The sequence below is a fragment of the Pseudomonas cremoricolorata genome (assembly GCF_000759535.1).
Lineage (GTDB): Bacteria > Pseudomonadota > Gammaproteobacteria > Pseudomonadales > Pseudomonadaceae > Aquipseudomonas > Aquipseudomonas cremoricolorata_A.
Genome location: NZ_CP009455.1, coordinates 2835747 through 2856359 on the forward strand (window position 1 = coordinate 2835747; position 20613 = coordinate 2856359).

A 20613-nucleotide genomic window follows, 5' to 3' on the forward strand; every position below is an offset into this window, starting at 1 on the left:
GGCGGCGCACCCTGAGCGGCGCGCCGCCTAACGGAGTGTTTATGGCAGTCAAGGTCCTGGTGGTGGATGATTCGGGTTTCTTCCGCCGCCGCGTCTCGGAAATCCTCTCGGGCGATCCGACGATCACCGTCGTCGGCACCGCGACCAACGGCAAGGAAGCGATCGACCAGGCGCTGGCACTCAAGCCTGATGTCATCACCATGGACTACGAAATGCCCATGATGGATGGCATCACTGCGGTGCGGCACATCATGCAGCGCTGCCCGACCCCGGTGCTGATGTTCTCCTCGCTTACCCATGAGGGCGCGCGGGTCACGCTCGACGCCCTGGATGCTGGCGCCGTCGACTACCTGCCGAAGAATTTCGAAGACATCTCGCGCAACCCCGACAAAGTGCGGCAGATGCTCTGCGACAAGGTGCATACCCTGGCGCGCAGCAATCGCCGCTTCGGTAGTTACAGCGCCCCGGCGGTTGCCCCGGCGCCTGCGGCCGCGACGCCCAGCGCCGCGCCCCCTGTGCCCCACGCCAGCCCCCGTGCCAGCATCGCCAGCCGCGCACCCGCAGCCGCGCCAGCGCCCGCAGTCAGCACCCCGGCACCCCGGCGCAAGGCCTACAAGCTGGTCGCCATCGGCACTTCGACCGGCGGGCCGGTGGCCCTGCAGCGGGTACTGACGCAGTTGCCGGCCGGCTTCCCGGCACCGATCGTGCTGATCCAGCACATGCCTGCGGCCTTTACCAAAGCGTTCGCCGAACGCCTCGACAAACTCTGCCGCATCAGCGTCAAGGAAGCCGAGGACGGCGACGTACTGCGCCCAGGCCTGGCGCTGCTGGCCCCCGGCGGCAAGCAGATGATGGTCGATGGGCGCGGTACGGTGAAGATTCTGCCCGGCGACGAGCGCCTGAACTACAAGCCCTGCGTGGACATCACCTTCGGCTCTGCGGCCAAATCCTACAGCGACAAGGTGCTGGCCGTGGTGTTGACCGGCATGGGCGCCGACGGCCGCGAAGGCGCGCGCCTGCTCAAACAGGCCGGCAGCACGGTGTGGGCGCAGGATGAGGCCAGTTGCGTGATCTATGGCATGCCCATGGCCATTGCCAAGGCCAACCTGGCCGATGCGGTGTACAGCCTCGATGACATCGGCCGGCACTTGGTCGAGGCCTGCATCTGATGGATGTGCTGAGCCTGATCGGCCTGATCCTGGCATTCGTCGCCATCGTTGGCGGCAATTTTCTCGAGGGCGGCCATGCCGGGGCGCTGATCAACGGTTCGGCAGCGCTGATCGTGCTGGGCGGCACCTTGGCGGCGGCGTTGTTGCAGTCGCCGCTGCCGGCGTTCAAGCGGGCCCTGTACATCCTGCGCTGGATTCTCTTTCCGCCCAAGGTCGACCTGGCCGGCGGCATCGACCGGGTGGTGAACTGGAGTCTGACCGCGCGCAAGGAGGGCCTGCTGGGCCTGGAAGGGGTGGCTGACCTGGAGCCGGACCCCTATGCGCGCAAGGGGCTGCAATTGCTGGTCGACGGCGCCGAGCCTGAGGCGGTGCGCAGTATTCTCGAGGTGGATTTCATCACCCAGGAAAGCCGCGACATTCAGGCGGCGAAGGTCTTCGAATGCATGGGCGGCTACGCGCCGACCATCGGCATCATCGGCGCGGTCATGGGGCTGATCCATGTCATGGGCAACCTGGCCGATCCCGCGCAGTTGGGCAGTGGCATTGCCGTGGCGTTCGTCGCCACCATCTATGGCGTGGCCAGTGCCAACCTGGTGCTGCTGCCGGTTGCCAACAAGCTCAAGGCCATCGTCATGCGCCAGTCGCGCTACCGGGAGATGCTTCTCGAAGGCCTGCTGTCGATCGCCGAAGGCGAGAACCCGCGCTCGATCGAGCTGAAGCTGCAAGGCTTCATGGAGTAGCCCATGCGCCGCCGTCGCCCCGTCGAAGAGCCCGAAAACCATGAACGCTGGCTGGTGTCGTATGCCGACTTCATTACCTTGCTGTTCGCCTTCTTCGTGGTGATGTATTCGATTTCCTCGATCAACGAGGGCAAGTACAAGGTTGTCTCGCAAGCGCTGCTGGGGGTATTCAACGACCCGGAGCGCAGCCTGCGCGCCATTCCCATCGGTGAGGAACGTCCACTGAGCGTGCGCCCGGCGCAACCCTTGATCAAGGACAGCGAGCAAGACGACGCGGGCTTGGGGCAAACCCCCAGTGGCGCCCTCAAGACCATCAGTGATGACGTCAACGCCGGGTTCGGTGACCTGATCGCCTCCAAGCAGATGACCGTGCGCGGCAACGAGCTGTGGATCGAGATCGAGCTCAACTCCTCGTTGCTGTTTGGCAGTGGCGATGCCATGCCCAGCGACGCGGCGTTTTCCATCATCGACCGGGTGGCCGGCATCCTCAAACCATTCGCCAACCCCATTCACGTCGAAGGCTTCACCGACAACCAGCCGATCCGCACCGCTCAGTACCCGACCAACTGGGAACTGTCTTCGGCGCGGGCGGCGAGCATCGTGCGCCTGCTGGCGCTCAATGGCATCGACCCCGGGCGCATGGCTTCGGTCGGTTATGGCGAGTACCAACCGGTGGCCAGTAACGACAGCGCCGATGGACGTGCGCAGAACCGCCGCGTGGTGCTGGTGATTTCCCGCAACCTGGAGGTGCGCCGCAGCCTGACCGCGACCGGCGCGGCCAATGCCACCCCCGATGCGGCCCTGCGCCGGGCTGGCACACAAAGTGCACCAGCCAGCCAAGCGACGGCAGGAGAGTCCTGATGCCGTCAATTCTTCGTCACCGAATCAATCGACCAATCCCGGCCTGGCGCTGCGCCTACCCGGGAGGAAGCAGCGCACGATGAGAGTCTGGGCAGTCGCCAATCAAAAGGGTGGGGTCGGCAAGACCACCACCACCATCGCTCTGGCCGGGTTGCTGGCTGAGGCGGGCAAGCGCGTGGTCGTCGTCGACCTCGACCCGCACGGCTCGATGACCAGCTATTTCGGGCACAACCCCGATGCCCTGGAGCACAGTTGCTACGACCTGTTCCTGCACAAGGGCGCGGTGCCCGATGGCCTGCCTGGGCAACTGTTGCTGCCGACCAGCGATGAGCGGATCTCGCTGCTGCCTTCGAGCACTGCGCTGGCGGTGCTCGAGCGGCAATCGCCTGGGCAGAGTGGCCTTGGGCTGGTGGTCGCCAAGAGTCTGGCGCAGCTGTGGCAGGATTTCGACTTCGCCCTGATCGACAGCCCGCCCTTGCTTGGCGTGCTGATGGTCAACGCACTGGCCGCCAGCCAGCAACTGGTGGTGCCGGTGCAGACCGAGTTTCTCGCGGTCAAGGGGCTGGAGCGAATGATCGGCACCCTGGCGATGATCAACCGCTCGCGCAAGCAGGCCTTGCCGTTTCAGATCGTGCCGACGCTGTTCGACCGCCGCACCCAGGCATCACTGGGCACTTTGAAGCTGCTGCGCGACAGCTACCCCGAGCACGTCTGGCAGGGTTATATCCCGGTCGACACGCGCCTGCGCGATGCCAGCCGCGCTGGAGTCACGCCCAGCCAGCACGACGGCAAGAGCCGCGGCCTGATCGCTTACCGGGCGCTGCTCAAGCACCTGTTGACTTACCGTAACGCACTGCAGGTGGCGTGATGAATTCGATTCGCTCGATTACCAGCAAACCGCAACTGGCGTTGCAGTCCTACCTCGATGGCCTGTTGCAAGACGCCACCGAAGCGTTCGACGACGTTGCCCCATTGGCGGCTACGCCCGAGAGCGACGAGGGTGATGAGTTCGCCGCTGCCGTGCGCGAAGAGCAGCGCCGCGACGCCGACCGCCAGGCTGCAGAGCCCGCCGCGCCTGCACGGCCATTTGCCGAGCCGCCAGCGCCGAGCCGCCTGCCCACGGTGCTGGCCATGCCCCAGGCGCCGCTGAGCGTGGTCGAGACCGCCGTCAGCGTAGAGCGGTCCGAGCTGCCAGCGCACAATGCCCAGACCACGCACAAGCCGCCGGTCGCCGCGCTCGCCGAAGTGCACCTGCCGGCGGCCGTCACGCCACCGCCTGCCGCACCCGGCAACGGTCGTCCGGCCTGGGCGGCCGAGCCATTCGAATGCCTGCTGTTCGATGTCGCCGGCTTGACCCTGGCGGTGCCGCTGGTATGCCTGGGTTCGATCTACCCTCTGGCAGGCCAGGACCTGACGCCACTGTTCGGCCAGCCCGACTGGTTTCTCGGCATCCTCACCTGCCAGGGTGGCAACCTCAAGGTGCTCGACACCGCGCGTTGGGTGATGCCTGACCGTTACCGCGACGACTTCCGCCAGGGCCTGCAATACGTGATCTCGGTACAGGGTTACGAGTGGGGCCTGGCCGTGCACCAGGTCAGCCGCTCGCTGCGCCTGGACCCGGATGAAATCAAATGGCGCAGCCAGCGCGGGCAACGCCCCTGGCTGGCCGGAACCGTGATCGAACACATGTGCGCATTGCTCGACGTCGCCGAGCTGGCCGAGCTGATCGCCAGCGGCGCCGTCAAGCAACTGCACGCTCATCATCAATGACACAGCCGTATACACCGCCAGAGGCGGACATCGAGGGGTTAGGGGAATGAAAAAATCGTCTGCGCAGGGCTCCGAAGACCCGATCCTGCAATGGGTCACCTTCCGTCTGGACAATGAGTCCTATGGCATCAACGTCATGCAGGTGCAGGAGGTGCTGCGCTACACCGAGATCGCCCCGGTGCCCGGTGCGCCGAGCTACGTGCTGGGCATCATCAACCTGCGCGGCAACGTGGTCACGGTCATCGACACGCGCCAGCGCTTTGGCCTGATGCCAACCGAGGTCACCGACAATACCCGCATCGTCATCATCGAGGCCGACAAGCAAGTGGTCGGCATTCTGGTCGACAGCGTCGCCGAGGTCGTCTACTTGCGCCAGTCCGAGATCGAAACCGCGCCGAACGTCGGCAACGACGAATCGGCCAAGTTCATCCAGGGCGTGTGCAACAAGAACGGCGAACTGCTGATTCTGGTCGAGCTGGACAAGATGATGACCGAAGAAGAGTGGTCCGAGCTGGAGAACATCTGAGTTGATCTTCGAGGTGGCGGTGCTTCTGCTGGCGTTGCTGTGGGCGCTGAGCCTGTGGTGGTTCCTCAATTACAGCAAGCGTCAGCGGCAACTGATGGCCGAACAGGCGCTGGGCGATGCCATTCGCGATCAGCGCATCAAGGACCTGGCCAAACGTCTGGATGATTACCAGAACGGCACGGTGCAGATGGGCGAGGCGCTGTTCGAGTTGCGCAAGGTAGTGGCACCGCTGCCAGACAAACTGCAACAGCTCGAACAGCGTGACCCCAGTAACGTCACCTACAGCCAGGCGGCCAAGCTGGTGGGCATGGGCGCCAGTGTCGAGGAACTGACCCAGACGTGTGGTCTGACCCAGGCTGAGGCGCAGTTGATGAGCAAGCTGCACCGTAGCAGCTGACATCGAGCGTAGATCTGGCCAGCCCTCTCAGCAGGGCTGGCCAGGCACTTGCCTCAGTTGAAGCTCCAGGAGTTCAGGTGGCCGATTTCGGCGATATGCACCAGGGGCAGATGCGTATTCCTGAAGGCGACGAATCCTGAGTCGATGTGCGTGTTGGTGTTGATCACCGGCATCAAGTACAGCTTGAACAGCTGCCGTAGCACGCGCAGCTCCGGCCTCAGTTGATCGATGACATCGTTGAGCAAGGCAGGTCCTGCAAGACGGCTTTGTTGCGCCGCGAAACGGTGATAGCCCTGAGGATCATCCAGAGGGTCTGGCCTGACATGGTAAGCGTCAGGTGTCGCCTGGTAGCGACTGTGCATTTCCTCGGAGATTGCCCGCAGCGTGGGGTTGCCGGGATGGCTTCCGATCATGCTGGTGTTGTACTGGCAGTGCATTCTCAGGCGTTGGTTCTGTACCGGAGGATGCAGCAGCAGGCCGTCTGGGGTGGTGCGCAGCTCGACGTCGTCGATGGCTGCTGCCTCAGAGCCTTCGCCGGTGCTCTGTCGAACGCTCAGTAGCTGGTCGTCAACGTCCATATACAGTCCCCCTTCACTGTGCAGCATCGGGTAGCGCAGCACATCGCTGGCGGCCGCATAGTTGCGTGCCACCCCACCATTACCGTCCAGTGCAGCCTGGTAGTGCGCGTAGTTCTCACCCTGCTGGAACTGGGTGAAGAATGCCTGCTGCTCAAGCGGCAGCACTTCGATGCCCGGCGCCTTGGCGCTCAGTTGTGCCAGGTTGTGCGCGTAACTTTCAGCGTTTGCCTCGGAAAGAAACAGTCGGTAAGCATAGGTGCTTTCCTGCAAGCGTTCGGCATTCTTGGCGAGCGTGTCGAGTACCGCGTCTGGCAGGTGCTTGTCGCCCACCCACAGCGAAAGGATCTGTTTGGGGATGGCCTGGGCATCGGCTGGCAGTGCTGCGGGAAGTGGCAGCGGCATCGGCAAGTCGACGCCCAGGGCCAGGAGCGAGGCACGTCGACTGGCATCGCTGGCACTGCCTGGCGTCTGCGCGGGGCGTACTGTGTAATCGCCAGGCGTAGGCTCGTAGAGCGTCGGTTGCACGTCGTTGAGCTGCGACATATCAATGAAACGGTCTGCGTCCAGGTCGTAGACCAGCTCAAGCTCCTTAATGACCCCCGGATGATGCTCGTAGTAGCCGGTAAGGCTGTCGGCGTTGCTGTTGAAGGTGGCATGGCGAAATACCGACTGCGCCACTTCGGGATCGGCACCCGGCAAAGGCTCGATGCGCGCCGGAAGATTGAAATAGGGCGCGACATCGATCGGCGGCAAGTGCGGCGGGCTCAGCGGACTGAGCGGATAGCCCCATTGGCCGTTGATGTCGCGGGGGAGCACGAAGCCATCCTGCCAGGTCTGGAAGACCGACTCGGCTTTATTCAGCGCGCTTCCCACCAGCGGAACCGCGTTGAACAGCCCGTAGCTGATGTCACTGACGCCTTCGAGCTGGCGCTGCAAGGTCTTGCCGTTGATCGCCTCATCCAGGCCGATGCCTAGCTGCACGATGCCCCCGAGCGCCAGCACAGGGGCCAGGCCAGGCACCACGAAGCTCAGTGGCAAGGCCAGATTGAGCGTGGTGTTGAGGTAGTCGCGCCATTTGCGCTCGTTGATCTCGGCCTGGCTGGTGATCAGCCACTGCGCGTCATCGAGGCCGCGCTGACGCTGGCGTTCGGCCAGTGCCTGGAACAGATCGCCGCGCAGCCGCGGGTTGTACTTGCCGGGGCGATAATTGACGTAAGTACGCGGCGGCCAGGTTCCATCATCGTTGAAGGGGCCATGTTCCGGTGGCAACTGATGCCGTTCGGGGTAGGCGCCGAGGCCCTCCAAGGCGGTGTCCAGGCCGCTGAAGTCGACGCCCTGCGGCCGGTCGGCGAGGCGAAAGTGCTGCTTGAGTCGTTCGCGCCGCGCCGGGTCGCGGCACTGCACGCCAACCCAGTCCTTCATCTGCGCTTCGCTGGCGAACTCCAGCAGTGGCGAACTGTTGCCCGGCAGGTACAGCACGGTCAGGTCGCTGGCCGATTCATTCAGGTAAAGCAGGTCGGTAGCGGCATAGCCGTAAATGTTCAAGGTACTCAGGCGCAAGCCACGTTTGCGCGGCATCAGCCCGGCGGCGCGCCAGACAATGCGCCTGGCTGCTTCGCTGAGGCTGCCTTCGCCCACCTGCTTGTTGCAGGCCGCCACCAGGCTGAGCTTGCAGCTCAGGCGATGCTCGGCGAGGTGCTCGTTCCAGTAGCGCTCGTGCATCTCTAGAAAACGCTGGTGAAAATCCAGTTGTTGCAGATAGCTCTGCAGTGTCTCGGCGGGCACGTCGAGGCGAGTGCTGTCGTCGTAGCGTGGCGGCTCGGTACGGCGGAACAGACCGTTGAAGACCTGATACCAGGCACTGTTGTCGGTCGAGGGCTGTGGCGGCAATTGCTCGACCTGTTCGATGGTACTGCCGCTCGGCCATTCTCCGGCCCAGGGCCTTTCGATCAACGCGGCGAAAATATCGTTGCTCGATTCGCCTTGCCAATTGCTCAGCACGGCTTGCGTCAGGCTCATGCGCTGCACGATCTGCGCTTGATAATGCCCGGGTTGGTGCGGGTGCAGGTGCACAGTGACCACTTCGACCTGTTCCGGCGGCAGGTGCACGCCGTGTTGCGCCAGCCATACCCCCATGGCCTGGCTGGCGGCGCGGTCCGGACGCGGCAGGTTCGCAAGGTGATCGCGAACGTACTGGATGCCGGCGGTGTTGATGCGATTGGCGTTCATGGCAACTCCGATGCTGAAGGAAAGGCCTCAGCATCGGCGCGTCGCGGCACCCACAGACGGTACATAGGCAGCGCCTGACAACGCTTATTGATGCTGCCAGCTGCGCCCGCTGCCGATCGACGCGACTTGATTGAGCGGCACGTGCTCACGCAGTACCGTCAGAAATTGACTGAGGTCGAGCGTGGCATGCAGATCGTGCACTGGCGAGACCATCAGGTTGCACAGCTCGCGCAGTTGCCGCAGCCAGGGCAGGCGCTGGTCGATGACATCATTGAGCACGGCCGGGCCGGTGAGCTGGCTGAGCTGGCGCGCATAAGCTTCGAACGCTTCGGGTTGCAGCAGGGCGTCTGGGCGGCTCTGATAGAACGTGCGCTGCAGTTGGTAGCGGGCCACGACTTCATCGGACAACGCATCCAGGGTCGGGTTGCCGGGGTGGCTGCCGATCAGACTGTTGTTGAACTTGATATACAGGCCCATCTGGTCGTTGGATACCGGCGGCGCCAGCAGCAGGCCGTCAGCCGTGGTACTGAGCTCGATTCGGTTCAAAGGCAGCGAACTTGGTTGTGCCGTATTGGGAAGCAGCATCAGATCGTCGGCATCCAGGTAAAGCCCACCGTAATGCGCCAGCAGGCGGTAGCGCAGGATGTCGCAAGCCGAAGCGAAATTGCTCACCGAGCCGGGCGCCGTGCCTAGCGCCGCCTGGTACTGGGGGTAGTAGGGCGACTCGACGAAGTCGTGGAAGAACGGCTGTTCTTCCAGCTTGAGCACTTCCAGCGACGGCGCTCGGGTCCGCAGCAGGGTGAGGTTGTCCTGGTAGACGATCAGATCTTGTTGCGACAACAGCAGTCGGTAGTGGTATTCGCTGTGTTCCAAGGCTCGGGCATTGTGGATCAGCGCTTCTAGATAAGGGTTGGTCAAAAGGCGGTCACCCACCCAGAGACTGCTGACCAGGCGCGGAATCGGCGTGCGGGGCAGGGCGGCATAGGAGCTGAAGTCGATGGGTAGATCGACTTCGATACCCAGGCTGCGCAGCCGCGCCATGCGTCCCTGGTCGGTGACGGGGCGGTCTGGATCGTCGCGCCTGACCAGTACCTGGGGGTCGTCGTGGGACGGTATCCAGCGCTGCCCGTCAGCCTCGCCAGCTTGCCGTTGGCGCACGAAGCTGTCACTGCCCAGTTCGTATTCCACCCATTCATTGACGATGCCGTCTTCGGTCAGCAGACGAGCGGAAAAACAGTGCAGCAGCCCGGAATCGATTCGCCTGATTACCGCCTGCTCTACGGCCTCGGGGGCCGGCGATTCACGGAAGGCGACCTGCGCCGGTTGAAGTTCCAACGCATCGAGCACGGGTGCTGCGCCAACCCGCTCGCCCAGCAGGCTGTCGAGGCGGCCGCTGGAGAAAAAACCTGGGTGGCGGAAGCGAAACACCGCGTTCGCCAGCCTGATGCCGTTGCCCGCCAGAGGCGCAGCGTTCAATAGCCCGAACACTCCTAGCTGCACGCCCGCGGCCTGCTCTTCGGCATCGCGCCCGTGCAACAGCTTGTCCATGCCCAAGGCGAACTGCGCAAGTCCGCCGAAGGCCAGCAACGGCGTCAGCACCGGTAGCACCATCGCCACCGGCGCCAGCATGCCCAGGGCGATGTTCAGGTAGTTGGTCCAGTTGGCCTTGTCGATCTGGTGATTGCTGATGATCTGGCTGTCGGCGTCGGCGTAGGAGCGCTTCTGCCGCAGGCGCGCGAGGTGGGCGAACAGGTCGCCACTGAGGGGCGGGCTGTAACGCTCGGCACGGTAGTCGACGATTTCCTCCGGATGCCAGGTGCCGCTGGTGGTGAAGCCTGGACGTTGGGTCGAAAGCCGATAAGCCTTGGGGTAGACGCCCAGCCCCTTGAGTGCGGTGCGCGCCCCACTGAATTCCAGGCCATCTGGCCAGTCGGCCGGGCTGAAACAGTGCAGCAGCGCTTTACGTTTGGCCGAATCGCGACACTGCTCGGCGAACCAGCGCTGCATGCTCGAACGGTCGATGAATTCGTGGAACGGATAGCTGTTACCGGGGATGTAGAGCAGCGTCAGCCCCGTGTGCGTGTTATGCAGGCACAGAATCGAGCTGCTGGCATAGCCGTAGACGTTGAGCATCGAGACGCGCAACGGCGCATGGGAAGGTGGCAGCAGACCCGCCGCCTGCCACGCCAGTTGCCGGCCAGGCTCGCTGAGGCTGGCATGGCTGACCTGGCGATTGCAGGCAGCGATGAAGTTGATCTTCAACGCACGGCGATACAAGTCGAGGCTGGAGCGCCAGTATTTGTCCAGCAGGGCTTTGTACGCCGTGTGGAAGTGCAGGCTCCAGATGAACCCCTGGAAATCCTCGGCGCGGATCGTCAGGCGGGTATGGGGGCCAAATTCAGCAGGTTCTGTTTGCCGGTACAGGCCATTGAACACCAGGTGATCGGAGGCATTGGAAAAAACCTGATGGGTTTCCAGGCGCTCGACCAGGCGCAGCGTCCCGCTAGGGGCCAAGCCAGCCCAGTCGCCATAATGAAACCCGCCATAGCCTGCCGCAGTCTCGCCTTGCCAGTTGCACAGCAACGCCTCGACCAGGTTCATTTTCTGCGTGATCACGGCATTTTCGCGAAAATGCGTGCGCCCTTCGCCCAAAGGCTCGAGCTGGTAATGGAAGGTCACCACATCGATATTCAGCGGTGAGTCTTCGATATCTCGCTCGGCCAGCCATTGGCGCAGGGCGTTGAGCGCCAGGCTGTCAGGACGGGGGAAGTCGCGCAGCGCGGCGCTGACCAGTGGCAGGTTTTCGGCGGGGATGGCTTGCATGGCAAAACCTCAGTGGATGCAAAGCCGCCACCTTGGTCAATGCCCGTCTGCGCGGGTGTTACATAGTGCCCGGTGGCAAGGCCAGCGGCGCTGGCGTGACGTCGCGCTGACGTGGGCTGCCATCGAAGCCTGCAGGCACTTTACCGCGCAGTTGCCAGGCGAAGGCGATGATCTCGGCGATGGTCAGATACAGCGCCTCGGGAATCTGCTCGCCCAGTTCCAGACGCGCCAGCAGGCGCACCAGCTCGGCGTTTTCGTAGATGGGGATTTCGTGCTGGCGGGCGAGGGCAAGGATGGCTTCGGCCAATTCGTCGTCACCCTTGGCGCTGAGGGTCGGCGCCTGTTCGCCGTCGTAACTCAGGGCTATGGCCTGGCGCGGTGTACTGTTCATGCGTTTTCGTCTACCCAGCGCTGTTCGAGGCGTGTGCGCGGCCCCAGGGGAGGGGTACCCGGATGGGACGCCAGTTCGCCAACCTGCAGGCCACGGTCGAGCAAGCGCTCGCGCAGGGCGTCGAGCTGGCTGTCGAGCAACTGCGCGGTGGCCGGGCGCTCGGCCCACAGTTGCCCGGACAGCTGGCCCTGGCTCAGTTGTGCCAGCACCTGCAAAGGTCCCAGTGGGTGCAGGTCGAAAGCCAGTTCGATGCGCCACAACGGTTCGGGGGTTTCCCGCGCAGCGGGTGCGCGTTCACTGTCGGGCTCGCTGGCGTCCTGGCGTTGCAGCTTGACCTGTACCGGCACGAATTCCTGGCCACTGCGTAGCGCAAGCTCCGTCTGCCAGGTGGTCTGCAGGTTGCCGTTCTGATCGATGCCGCTCTGCTGCAGGCTGCCGAGCTGGTGGCTTTGCAGGCGGGCGATGGCAGCGGCAGCCAGGCGCAGCAACTGTTGCACGTCACCTTCACCGGCCAGCCCCTGCAACAGCCGTGCTGGCAGCGGGAAGCCACCTGAGGGGTTGCGTGGCGCAGCATTGCCAAGCATGCCCAGGGCGGCGCGAGCCAGCCCTGGCAGGGCGGGCAGGGTGGCGGCCAGGGCACTGGACGCCGGATTGAACGGGGCGTTGCCGGTGGCCAGGCTGGTGTGCCCGACCAGCTGCAGCAGGTTCGCCTTGAGGTCGGTGGCCACCGGTTGCCCGGCAATCAGGCGCGCTTCGAAGAAGCTGCCGCTGTTGCTCAACGCCTGGGCCACGGCCTTGGCGTCACCGAGCTGGCGGATATCCGGCAGGCCGGCCAGCAAACGTTCGGCGGCGCTGCGCAGTTCACTGCTGGTGGTGTCGCTCGGCAGGCGCAGCAGCGCATCGAGCACGCCCGTGAGGCTGGCTTGTCGACCTTGCTGGCTGAGCAGTTGCTGGGTAACCGCAAGTTGTTCCTGGCGACCGCTGAGCGGCACGAAGCGCAGCGACTGGTCGCCTTCGACGCGTGCACTCAACAGGCTGCCCACGGCCAGTGGACGCGGGCTGTCGATACTCAGCGTGGCGCCGGCCTGGGGAGTGTTGAGCAGGCTCACCAGCGAGCGGTAGACGGCGGCCTGACCGGCGACCTGGGGCAGTGCCTGGGTGGTCAGCACCTTGCCTTGCAGCAGGGTGCCCGGGGGGGTATCACGGCTGTCCAGGCGGGTCAGCGCAGCCAGCTTGTCGCTGCCCAGGGATTGGCTGAGCAACGCCAACTGGCTGCTGTAGGGTTGGCTCACGGTCACCTGGCTACCAGGTGGCAATGGCTGGCTGGCGGTGGCCTGCACGTTGGCCTGATTGCCATTGGCCAGGGTCAGGCGCAGCAGCATCTGGAAGTCCTGCCCGGCCTGGCGCACGCTCAGCACATCGGCCTGGGCGGTGGTGCCCGGGGGCAGCAGCTCACCCTGGGGCTGGGTCAGGCGCAGCACCTCGCCGCTGGCGGCGGGCTTGGCGCCAGCGGCGCCGGACGGCAACAAAGGCGCAAGACTATTGATTTCGGTCATGATTGTATACAACCTGTTGAGCCAAGCCCTCTTGGCCTCGGCACCGTACATGTATAATGCCGGCCGTTGCGCGCTCCGCCCGACGTCTGTCGCTGCCAGTGTAACGGCAGCCGGTGCGACGACTTGAGCCGGCATCGACGGCCTGGAATCGACCCCGACGCTGCAACGCGCGATGCGACACACCTTGTACAGCATAAGGCGAAACCGTGACCTTTCATCTCCAGGCCCTTGGCCTTGCCTGCGAACGCGACTGGCGTCTGCTGTTCGAGGGCCTCGATCTCGACCTGCGCCCCGGCGACATGCTGCAGGTCAGCGGGCCCAACGGCAGTGGCAAGACTAGCCTGCTGCGTGTGCTGGCCGGGCTCATGCAACCCACCGCCGGGCAACTGCTGCTCGATGGCGCACCGCTGGCCGAGCGCCGCCAGGCCCTGGCCGAGCTGTTGCTGTGGATCGGCCACAGCGCCGGTATCAAGGATCTGCTCACCGCCGAGGAAAACCTTGCCTGGCTGTGCGCCCTGCATCGGCCGGTCAGCGCCACTGCCATCGGCCAGGCGTTGGCGGCGATGGGTCTGCGCGGTTTCGAAGACGTGCCGTGTCATACCCTCTCGGCCGGCCAGCAACGTCGTGTGGCGCTGGCTCGCCTGTACCTGGACGGTTCCCCGCTGTGGATTCTCGACGAGCCCTTCACTGCGCTCGACAAACACGGCGTGGCGCAACTCGAAGCGCACCTGGCTGCGCATTGCCAGCAGGGCGGTGCGGTGGTACTCACCACCCACCACAGTCTCGCGCTGCGACCGTCGGGGTATCGCGAACTGAATCTGGGGCAATGGGCCGCATGAGTGTCTTCAGCCTGTTGCTGCGCCGTGAAGCACGCCTGCTGTGTCGGCGTCCGTCGGAGCTGCTCAACCCCTTGGTGTTCTTCGCCATCGTGGTCGCGATGTTCCCCCTGGCGGTCGGTCCGGAAACCCAGTTGTTGCAAACCCTTTCACCGGGCCTGGTGTGGGTCGCCGCGCTGTTGGCCGTTCTGCTGTCGCTGGACGGCCTGTTTCGCAGCGATTTCGAGGACGGCTCGCTGGAACAGTGGCTGCTCTCGGCACAGCCGCTGCCGCTGCTGGTGCTGGCCAAGGTGTTGGCGCACTGGATCTTTTCCGGGCTGGCACTGGTATTGTTGGCGCCGCTGCTGGGACTGATGCTCGGCCTGCCGGCGCGCTGCCTGCCGGTGCTGCTGGTTTCACTGCTGCTGGGCACGCCGGTACTGAGCCTGCTGGGCGCGGTCGGCGCGGCATTGACGGTGGGGCTCAAGCGCGGCGGGCTGCTGCTGGCGCTGCTGATTCTGCCGCTATATGTACCGGTATTGATCCTGGGCAGTGGCGCCTTGCAGGCATCGTTGCAAGCTATGCCGGCTACCGGATATTTGCTCTGGCTCGCCAGCCTGGCGGCCCTGAGCGTGACCCTGGCGCCCTTTGCGATTGCCGCCGGGCTGAAGATCAGCGTCGGTGAATAACGAGTACCGGGCCTGCGAGCCCGGCATAAGCCTGGATACACCGTGATGAAGACACGCTGGACATGGTTCCACAAACTCGGCTCGCCGAAATGGTTCTACGCCATCAGCGGCCGCCTGCTGCCGGTGCTGTCCATCGCCGCCGGTCTGTTGTTGCTGGTCGGCATGGTCTGGGGGCTGGCCTTCGCCCCGCAGGATTACCAGCAGGGCAACAGCTTTCGCATCATCTACATCCACGTGCCGGCCGCCATGCTGGCCCAGTCGTGCTATGTGATGCTGGCCGTGGCCGGAGTAGTGGGGCTGGTGTGGAAGATGAAACTGGCCGACGTCGCGCTGCAATGCGCCGCGCCCATCGGTGCCTGGATGACCGCCCTGGCGCTGGTCACCGGCGCGGTGTGGGGCAAGCCCACCTGGGGCAGTTGGTGGGTCTGGGATGCGCGACTTACGTCGATGCTGATCCTGCTGTTTCTGTACTTCGGCATCATTGCCCTGGGCCAGGCGATCAGCAATCGTGACAGCTCGGCCAAGGCCTGTGCGGTGTTGGCGATCGTCGGTGTAGTGAACATTCCGATCATCAAGTATTCGGTGGAGTGGTGGAACACCCTGCACCAGGGCGCGACCTTCACCCTCACCGAAAAGCCGGCCATGCCGGCGGAAATGTGGCTGCCGCTGTTGCTGACCGCGCTGGGCTTCTACTGCTTCTTCGGCGCGGTGTTGCTGGCGCGGATGCGCCTGGAAGTGTTGCGGCGCGAGGCGCGCGCCAGTTGGGTCAAGGACGAGGTACTGAAAAACCTGGGTCGAGGGGCACGGCGATGAACTTCGCATCCTTGAGCGACTTTTTCGCCATGGGTCACCATGGCCTGTATGTGTGGTCGGCCTATGGCGTGTGCCTGCTGGTGCTGGCCGTGAACGTCGCAGCGCCCGTGCTGGCCCGGCGTCGTTACCTGCAAGAAGAGGCGCGTCGTCTGCGCCGGGAGAGCAAGTCGTGAATCCGCAGCGCAAGAAACGCCTGTTCATCATCCTCGGTCTGCTGGCCGGGTTCGGCCTGGCCGTAGGCCTGGCCCTGAGCGCCCTGCAACAGAACATCAACCTGTTCTACACGCCGACGCAGATCGCCAATGGCGAGGCGCCGCAGGATACCCGCATTCGCGCCGGGGGCATGGTCGAGCAGGGCTCGCTACAGCGCTCGGGTGATTCGCTCGACGTGCGTTTCGTGGTCACCGATTTCAACAAGTCGGTGCCGATCACCTACCGCGGCATCCTCCCTGACCTGTTCCGCGAGGGGCAGGGCATCGTCGCCCTGGGCAAGCTCAACGCCGAAGGCGTGGTGGTGGCCGACGAGGTGCTGGCCAAGCATGACGAGAAGTACATGCCGCCTGAAGTCACCAAGGCCCTCAAGGAAAACGGCCAGGCCGCCGCCACGCAGGCCCGCCCATGAACGCCGCTCTGCTGGTGCCTGAACTGGGTCAGTTGGCGATGATCCTGGCGATCTGCTTCGCGCTGGTGCAGGCCGTCGTTCCTCTGGTCGGCGCCTGGCGCGGCGACAGCCTGTGGATGAGCCTGGCGCGCCCGGCAGCCTGGGGGCAGTTCGCTTTCCTGGCCTTCGCCTTCGCGTGTCTGACCCATGCCTTCATGACCGACAACTTCTCGGTGGCGTATGTCGCCAGCAACTCCAACAGCGCCTTGCCCTGGTACTACAAGTTCAGCGCAGTGTGGGGCGCCCACGAGGGGTCGCTGCTGCTCTGGGCGCTGATCCTCGGCGGCTGGACCTTCGCCGTGTCGGTGTGTTCGCGGCAATTGCCGCAGGTCATGCTGGCGCGGGTGCTGGCGGTCATGGGCCTGATCAGCGTGGGCTTTCTGAGTTTTCTCATCGTCACCTCCAATCCATTCCAGCGCCTGTTACCCCAGGTGCCGACCGATGGCCGTGATCTCAACCCGTTGCTGCAGGACATCGGCCTGATCGTCCACCCACCGATGCTGTACATGGGCTATGTCGGCTTCTCGGTGGCCTTCGCTTTCGCCATCGCCGCGCTGCTCGGCGGCCGTCTCGACGCGGCCTGGGCGCGTTGGTCCCGTCCGTGGACCCTGGTCGCCTGGGCCTTTCTCGGCGTTGGCATCACCCTGGGTTCGTGGTGGGCCTACTACGAACTGGGCTGGGGCGGCTGGTGGTTCTGGGATCCGGTGGAAAACGCCTCGTTCATGCCGTGGCTGGTCGGCACTGCGCTGATCCATTCCCTGGCCGTGACAGAAAAGCGCGGGGTGTTCAAGAGCTGGACGGTGCTGCTGGCGATCGCCGCGTTTTCCCTCAGCCTGCTCGGCACGTTCCTGGTGCGTTCGGGCGTGCTGACCTCGGTACACGCATTCGCTGCCGACCCGTCGCGCGGCGTGTTCATCCTGATCTTCCTGTTGTTCGTGGTGGGTGGCTCACTGACGCTGTTCGCCCTGCGCGCACCGGTGGTCAAGAGCCAGGTGGGCTTTGCCCTGTGGTCGCGGGAAACCCTGTTGCTGGCCAACAACCTGGTGCTGGTGGTGGCCGCGTCGATGATTCTGCTCGGCACCCTCTACCCCCTGGTGCTCGATGCGCTGACCGGGGCCAAGCTGTCGGTCGGCCCACCGTATTTCGATGCACTGTTCCTGCCTTTGATGGCCTTGCTGATGCTGGTGCTGGGCGTCGGCGTGCTGGTGCGCTGGAAAGACACCCCCGGGCAATGGCTGGTGAGCATGATCACCCCGGTGCTGATCGCCACGGCTCTGGCCGCCCCCCTGGCCGGTTGGCTGGTGGACGATTTCGACTGGCCGGTGCTGAGCACCTTCGCCCTCGGCGCCTGGGTGGTATTCGGTGGTCTGCGCGACCTGCTCGACAAGACCCGCCACAAAGGTTTGCTAAAAGGCATGGCCGGGCTGAGTCGCAGTTACTGGGGCATGCAGGTGGCGCACCTGGGCCTGGTGGTGTGTGCCCTGGGCGTGGTGCTGTCGAGCAACAACAGCGCCGAGCGCGACCTGCGCATGGCCCCCGGCGATACCGTCGAGCTCGCCGGCTATCAGTTCCTGTTCGAAGGCGCTCGGCATTTCGAAGGCCCCAATTTCATTTCCGACAAAGGCACGCTGCGGGTGTCCCGTGGCGGTCGCGAGGTGGCGGTGCTGCACCCCGAGAAACGCCTGTACACCGTGCAGCAGTCGATGATGACCGAGGCTGGCATCGATGCAGGCTTTACCCGCGACCTCTACGTCGCCCTCGGCGAGCCGCTGGAGAACGGCGCCTGGGCGGTGCGCGTACACGTCAAACCCTATGTCCGCTGGATCTGGCTGGGTGGTCTGCTGACCGGCCTGGGTGGGGTGCTGGCGGCGCTCGACCGACGCTACCGCGTCAAGATCAAGACCCGGGTGCGCGAAGCCCTGGGCATGGCCGGAGCTGCTGCATGAAACGTTGGATGATGGTGCTGCCGTTGGCGGCGTTCCTGCTGCTGGCGGTGTTCCTGTACAAAGGGCTGTTCCTCAAGCCCGACGAACTGCCCTCGGCGATGATCGGCAAGCCGTTCCCGAGCTTTTCCCTGCAATCGGTGCAGGGCGAGCGCACCCTGACCGAGCGCGACCTGCTCGGCAAACCGGCCCTGGTCAACGTCTGGGGCACCTGGTGCCCTTCGTGCAAGGTCGAGCATCCGTACCTGAACCAGCTCGCCGAGCAGGGCGTGGTGATTCATGGCATCAACTACAAGGACGACAACCCCGCGGCGCTGAAGTGGCTGGTGGAGTTCCACAACCCCTACCAGCTGAACATCGATGACGCCCAGGGCACTTTGGGTGTGGACCTGGGCGTCTATGGCGCGCCCGAGACGTTCCTGATCGATGCCAAGGGCGTCATTCGCTACAAGCATGTGGGTGTGGTCGACGCGACGGTCTGGCGTGAACAGCTGGCCCCGCGCTATCAGAGCTTGCTTGACGAGGGGCGGCCATGAGGGGCTGGATCACTGCACTGTTGCTCGGTATCACGCTGGCGGGCGCTGCTCAGGCGGCCATCGACACCTACCAGTTCCGTGACCAGGCCGAGCGTGAGCGCTACCAGCAACTGACCAAGGAGCTGCGCTGCCCCAAATGCCAGAACCAGGACATCGCCGACTCCAACGCGCCGATTGCCGCCGATCTGCGTAGAGAGATTTTCCGCATGCTCGGCGAGGGAAAGGACAACCAGCAGATCGTCGACTTCATGGTCGACCGCTATGGCGACTTCGTCCGCTACAAGCCCGCCCTGACCTCCCGTACCTGGCTGCTGTGGTTCGGCCCCGGCCTGTTGTTGGCGGGCGGGCTGGTGGTGCTGGCGGTGATCGTGCGGCGCCGACGCGGCGCGAGCTCGAGCGCTGCTGACCATCTTTCACCGGCCGAGCGCGAGCGTCTGGCCCATCTGCTGAAAAAAGATCATCCCCATGACTGAATTCTGTCTTGGCGCCGGCCTGCTGCTGCTCGCAGCGTTCGGCGTGTTGTTGTTGCCCATCCTGCGCGGCCGTCGTCAGCAGCGGGAGCAGGACCGGACCGCGCTCAACGTGGCCTTGTATCAGGAGCGTGTGGCGGAGCTCAGTGCCCAGGCCGAGCGGGGTGTGCTCGACTCGGCGCAGCTCGAACGGGGCTGTACCGAAGCCGCTCGCGAGCTGCTGGCCGATACCGAGCAGGCCGAGCCGACGCGCCAGCGCTCGCTGGGTATCACCATTCCACTGTTGCTGGCGGTGGCGATGCCGTTGCTGGCCCTGGGGCTGTACTGGCATTTCGGTGCGGCTGAACAGGTCAAGCTGACCCAGGAGTTCGCCGAGCCGCCGGCATCGCTGGCGGAAATGACCACCCGTCTGGAGCGCGCCGTCGAGGCCCAGCCCGATTCGGCCGAAAGCCTGTATTTCCTTGGCCGCGCCTACATGGCAGAGCAGCGTCCGAACAATGCCGCCAAGGCTTTCGAGCGCGCTGTGGCACTTGCCGGGCGCCAGCCCGAGCTGCTCGGGCAGTGGGCACAGGCGCAATATTTCGCCAACGACAAACGCTGGAGCCCGCAGCTACAGGCACTGGCTGATGAGGCGCTCAAGGCCGACCCCAATGAAGTGACCAGCCTGGGCTTGCTGGGCATCGCCGCCTTCGAGGGCGAGCGCTTCAACGATGCGATCGCCTACTGGCAGCGTCTGCTGGCACAGCTGCCGGCTGGCGACAGCTCACGTGCCGCCTTGCAAGGCGGTATCGACCGGGCGGCGGACAAGCTGCGTGCGGCGGGCGGACAGCCGACCGCGGCGGTACAGCTCAAGGTGCGCGTCGAACTGGCGCCCGCGCTGCAAGGCAAGGTCAAGCCTGACGACAGCGTGTTCATCTTCGCCCGCGCCAGCAGTGGTCCGGGGATGCCGCTTGCCGCCAAGCGGGTGACGGTCGCGCAATTGCCGGTCGAGGTCGAACTGAGCGATGCCGATGCGATGATGGCGCAGATGAAACTGTCCGATGCCGGGCAAGTCGAACTGGTAGCCCGCATCTCCCGCAGCGGGCAGCCAACTCAGGGTGAGTGGATCGGGCAGAGCGCGCCGCTGGCGACCTCGACCCAGGCTGCTCAGCACCTGATCATCGATCGCCCAGATTCTAGAGAGACCGCGCCATGAACAGCTTCGCCCGCCTGACCGTGATCGCCCTGGCTCTGGGGCTGGGAGCCTGTACCGGCCATCGCCCGGTGGAGCAGCCCGCACCGCCCATCGAAACCGCGCCACCCCCCAAGGGGCCAGTGGTCACACCGCTACCCGGACCAAAACCCGGCGGGCCAAAGGCTAACCAGCCGGCAGCGGCGCCCAAACCCATGCCGCGCACCTCTGCCAGTTTCGCGCCGCCACCGGGTGGCGCCAGTCACTGGGACCCGAAGATGGGCGTCTACGTACTCGACAAGCAGCCCAATACCTTCTACCGCCAGCGCACCTACTACCGCTGGAACAACGGCTGGAGCTGGTCGGTCAACCCGGAAGGGCCCTGGCAGGAAACCGACAGCAGTGGCGTGCCGGGTGGACTGGGCAGGGCGTTTGCACAGTAGGGGAGCACACAGGCGCTGGCCACCTGAACCAT

The 20613-nt window shown here is 64.7% G+C and carries 21 protein-coding genes; 17 read left to right on the forward strand and 4 right to left on the reverse strand.

The features are described 5' to 3' along the window. Positions 1-41 precede the first annotated feature (41 nt). The 7 genes from LK03_RS12540 to LK03_RS12570 all read left to right on the forward strand — a co-directional run bounded on the left by LK03_RS12540 (position 42) and on the right by LK03_RS12570 (position 5463). Positions 42-1169, forward strand: coding sequence for a protein-glutamate methylesterase/protein-glutamine glutaminase (locus LK03_RS12540; protein ID WP_038412711.1), 1128 nt, complete (start codon positions 42-44; stop codon positions 1167-1169). Further along, on the forward strand, positions 1169-1909 hold the full coding sequence (locus LK03_RS12545) for a flagellar motor protein (RefSeq protein WP_028694515.1): 741 nt from the start codon (positions 1169-1171) through the stop codon (positions 1907-1909). The genes LK03_RS12540 and LK03_RS12545 overlap by 1 nt, the downstream gene beginning before the upstream one ends. 3 nt (positions 1910-1912) lie before the next feature. Then, positions 1913-2770, forward strand: a complete 858-nt coding sequence (gene motD, locus LK03_RS12550) for a flagellar motor protein MotD (protein WP_038412712.1) — start codon at positions 1913-1915, stop codon at positions 2768-2770. Positions 2771-2849: 79 nt separating this feature from the next. Then, complete coding sequence (locus LK03_RS12555) at positions 2850-3638, forward strand: ParA family protein (RefSeq protein WP_038412714.1); 789 nt, start codon at positions 2850-2852, stop codon at positions 3636-3638. Continuing rightward, positions 3638-4540 (forward strand): CheW domain-containing protein, encoded by a 903-nt coding sequence (locus LK03_RS12560; RefSeq protein ID WP_038412715.1) that lies wholly within the window; start codon positions 3638-3640, stop codon positions 4538-4540. The genes LK03_RS12555 and LK03_RS12560 overlap by 1 nt, the downstream gene beginning before the upstream one ends. 46 nt (positions 4541-4586) lie before the next feature. Beyond that, positions 4587-5066 carry a chemotaxis protein CheW gene (locus LK03_RS12565; protein ID WP_028694511.1) on the forward strand — a complete coding sequence of 160 codons (480 nt, stop codon included), beginning with the start codon at positions 4587-4589 and terminating at the stop codon, positions 5064-5066. 1 nt (position 5067) lies between these two features. Then, positions 5068-5463 carry a DUF2802 domain-containing protein gene (locus LK03_RS12570; RefSeq protein ID WP_038412716.1) on the forward strand — a complete coding sequence of 132 codons (396 nt, stop codon included), beginning with the start codon at positions 5068-5070 and terminating at the stop codon, positions 5461-5463. A gap of 53 nt (positions 5464-5516) precedes the next feature. Here the strand turns inward: LK03_RS12570 and LK03_RS12575 are convergent, their stop codons facing one another. The 4 genes from LK03_RS12575 to LK03_RS12590 form a co-directional block, all read right to left on the reverse strand. After that, the gene (locus LK03_RS12575) at positions 5517-8270 is read right to left on the reverse strand and encodes a dermonecrotic toxin domain-containing protein (RefSeq protein WP_038412718.1); all 2754 of its coding nucleotides are present in this window, start codon (positions 8268-8270) and stop codon (positions 5517-5519) included. Between the two features lie 84 nt (positions 8271-8354). Beyond that, entirely contained in the window at positions 8355-11093 is a 2739-nt protein-coding gene (locus LK03_RS12580; protein ID WP_038412719.1) for a dermonecrotic toxin domain-containing protein, read from the reverse strand. 58 nt (positions 11094-11151) lie between these two features. After that, positions 11152-11484: an EscU/YscU/HrcU family type III secretion system export apparatus switch protein gene (locus tag LK03_RS12585; RefSeq protein ID WP_038412720.1), complete on the reverse strand. Its 333-nt coding sequence runs from the start codon at positions 11482-11484 to the stop codon at positions 11152-11154. Then, complete coding sequence (locus LK03_RS12590) at positions 11481-13040, reverse strand: flagellar hook-length control protein FliK (protein ID WP_038412721.1); 1560 nt, start codon at positions 13038-13040, stop codon at positions 11481-11483. The genes LK03_RS12585 and LK03_RS12590 overlap by 4 nt, the downstream gene beginning before the upstream one ends. A 206-nt stretch (positions 13041-13246) precedes the next feature. Between LK03_RS12590 and ccmA the strand changes: the two genes are divergently transcribed. The 10 genes from ccmA to LK03_RS12640 are packed head-to-tail and all read left to right on the forward strand — an operon-like array spanning position 13247 to position 20581. Next, positions 13247-13879, forward strand: a complete 633-nt coding sequence (gene ccmA / locus LK03_RS12595) for a cytochrome c biogenesis heme-transporting ATPase CcmA (RefSeq protein ID WP_038412722.1) — start codon at positions 13247-13249, stop codon at positions 13877-13879. Continuing rightward, positions 13876-14544, forward strand: a complete 669-nt coding sequence (ccmB, locus tag LK03_RS12600) for a heme exporter protein CcmB (RefSeq protein ID WP_038414707.1) — start codon at positions 13876-13878, stop codon at positions 14542-14544. Before ccmA ends, ccmB begins: the two co-directional genes overlap by 4 nt. 45 nt (positions 14545-14589) lie before the next feature. Next, complete coding sequence (locus LK03_RS12605; protein ID WP_038412723.1) at positions 14590-15357, forward strand: heme ABC transporter permease; 768 nt, start codon at positions 14590-14592, stop codon at positions 15355-15357. Then, positions 15354-15530 carry a heme exporter protein CcmD gene (ccmD, locus tag LK03_RS12610; protein WP_038412724.1) on the forward strand — a complete coding sequence of 59 codons (177 nt, stop codon included), beginning with the start codon at positions 15354-15356 and terminating at the stop codon, positions 15528-15530. Before LK03_RS12605 ends, ccmD begins: the two co-directional genes overlap by 4 nt. Beyond that, complete coding sequence (ccmE, locus tag LK03_RS12615) at positions 15527-15979, forward strand: cytochrome c maturation protein CcmE (RefSeq protein WP_038412725.1); 453 nt, start codon at positions 15527-15529, stop codon at positions 15977-15979. Before ccmD ends, ccmE begins: the two co-directional genes overlap by 4 nt. Before the next feature lie 11 nt (positions 15980-15990). After that, complete coding sequence (locus LK03_RS12620) at positions 15991-17964, forward strand: heme lyase CcmF/NrfE family subunit (RefSeq protein WP_205621245.1); 1974 nt, start codon at positions 15991-15993, stop codon at positions 17962-17964. After that, positions 17961-18497: a DsbE family thiol:disulfide interchange protein gene (locus LK03_RS12625; RefSeq protein ID WP_038412729.1), complete on the forward strand. Its 537-nt coding sequence runs from the start codon at positions 17961-17963 to the stop codon at positions 18495-18497. The genes LK03_RS12620 and LK03_RS12625 overlap by 4 nt, the downstream gene beginning before the upstream one ends. Next, entirely contained in the window at positions 18494-18970 is a 477-nt protein-coding gene (locus tag LK03_RS12630; protein WP_038412730.1) for a cytochrome c-type biogenesis protein, read from the forward strand. Before LK03_RS12625 ends, LK03_RS12630 begins: the two co-directional genes overlap by 4 nt. Beyond that, the gene (gene ccmI, locus LK03_RS12635; RefSeq protein WP_038412731.1) at positions 18963-20162 is read left to right on the forward strand and encodes a c-type cytochrome biogenesis protein CcmI; all 1200 of its coding nucleotides are present in this window, start codon (positions 18963-18965) and stop codon (positions 20160-20162) included. Before LK03_RS12630 ends, ccmI begins: the two co-directional genes overlap by 8 nt. Further along, entirely contained in the window at positions 20159-20581 is a 423-nt protein-coding gene (locus LK03_RS12640; RefSeq protein WP_038412732.1) for a lipoprotein, read from the forward strand. The genes ccmI and LK03_RS12640 overlap by 4 nt, the downstream gene beginning before the upstream one ends. Positions 20582-20613 lie beyond the last annotated feature (32 nt).

What these genes read in the sequence shown, in the direction of transcription:
- LK03_RS12585 (WP_038412720.1), bottom strand. Translation starts at nt 11,484, where the DNA reads ATGAACAGTACACCGCGCCAGGCCATAGCCCTGAGTTACGACGGCGAA.
- LK03_RS12625 (WP_038412729.1), top strand. Translation starts at nt 17,961, where the DNA reads ATGAAACGTTGGATGATGGTGCTGCCGTTGGCGGCGTTCCTGCTGCTG.
- LK03_RS12580 (WP_038412719.1), bottom strand. Translation starts at nt 11,093, where the DNA reads ATGCAAGCCATCCCCGCCGAAAACCTGCCACTGGTCAGCGCCGCGCTG.
- ccmI (WP_038412731.1), top strand. Translation starts at nt 18,963, where the DNA reads ATGACTGAATTCTGTCTTGGCGCCGGCCTGCTGCTGCTCGCAGCGTTC.
- LK03_RS12560 (WP_038412715.1), top strand. Translation starts at nt 3,638, where the DNA reads ATGAATTCGATTCGCTCGATTACCAGCAAACCGCAACTGGCGTTGCAG.
- motD (WP_038412712.1), top strand. Translation starts at nt 1,913, where the DNA reads ATGCGCCGCCGTCGCCCCGTCGAAGAGCCCGAAAACCATGAACGCTGG.
- ccmB (WP_038414707.1), top strand. Translation starts at nt 13,876, where the DNA reads ATGAGTGTCTTCAGCCTGTTGCTGCGCCGTGAAGCACGCCTGCTGTGT.
- LK03_RS12640 (WP_038412732.1), top strand. Translation starts at nt 20,159, where the DNA reads ATGAACAGCTTCGCCCGCCTGACCGTGATCGCCCTGGCTCTGGGGCTG.
- LK03_RS12565 (WP_028694511.1), top strand. Translation starts at nt 4,587, where the DNA reads ATGAAAAAATCGTCTGCGCAGGGCTCCGAAGACCCGATCCTGCAATGG.
- LK03_RS12540 (WP_038412711.1), top strand. Translation starts at nt 42, where the DNA reads ATGGCAGTCAAGGTCCTGGTGGTGGATGATTCGGGTTTCTTCCGCCGC.
- LK03_RS12575 (WP_038412718.1), bottom strand. Translation starts at nt 8,270, where the DNA reads ATGAACGCCAATCGCATCAACACCGCCGGCATCCAGTACGTTCGCGAT.
- LK03_RS12590 (WP_038412721.1), bottom strand. Translation starts at nt 13,040, where the DNA reads ATGACCGAAATCAATAGTCTTGCGCCTTTGTTGCCGTCCGGCGCCGCT.
- LK03_RS12605 (WP_038412723.1), top strand. Translation starts at nt 14,590, where the DNA reads ATGAAGACACGCTGGACATGGTTCCACAAACTCGGCTCGCCGAAATGG.
- LK03_RS12555 (WP_038412714.1), top strand. Translation starts at nt 2,850, where the DNA reads ATGAGAGTCTGGGCAGTCGCCAATCAAAAGGGTGGGGTCGGCAAGACC.
- LK03_RS12545 (WP_028694515.1), top strand. Translation starts at nt 1,169, where the DNA reads ATGGATGTGCTGAGCCTGATCGGCCTGATCCTGGCATTCGTCGCCATC.
- ccmD (WP_038412724.1), top strand. Translation starts at nt 15,354, where the DNA reads ATGAACTTCGCATCCTTGAGCGACTTTTTCGCCATGGGTCACCATGGC.
- LK03_RS12630 (WP_038412730.1), top strand. Translation starts at nt 18,494, where the DNA reads ATGAGGGGCTGGATCACTGCACTGTTGCTCGGTATCACGCTGGCGGGC.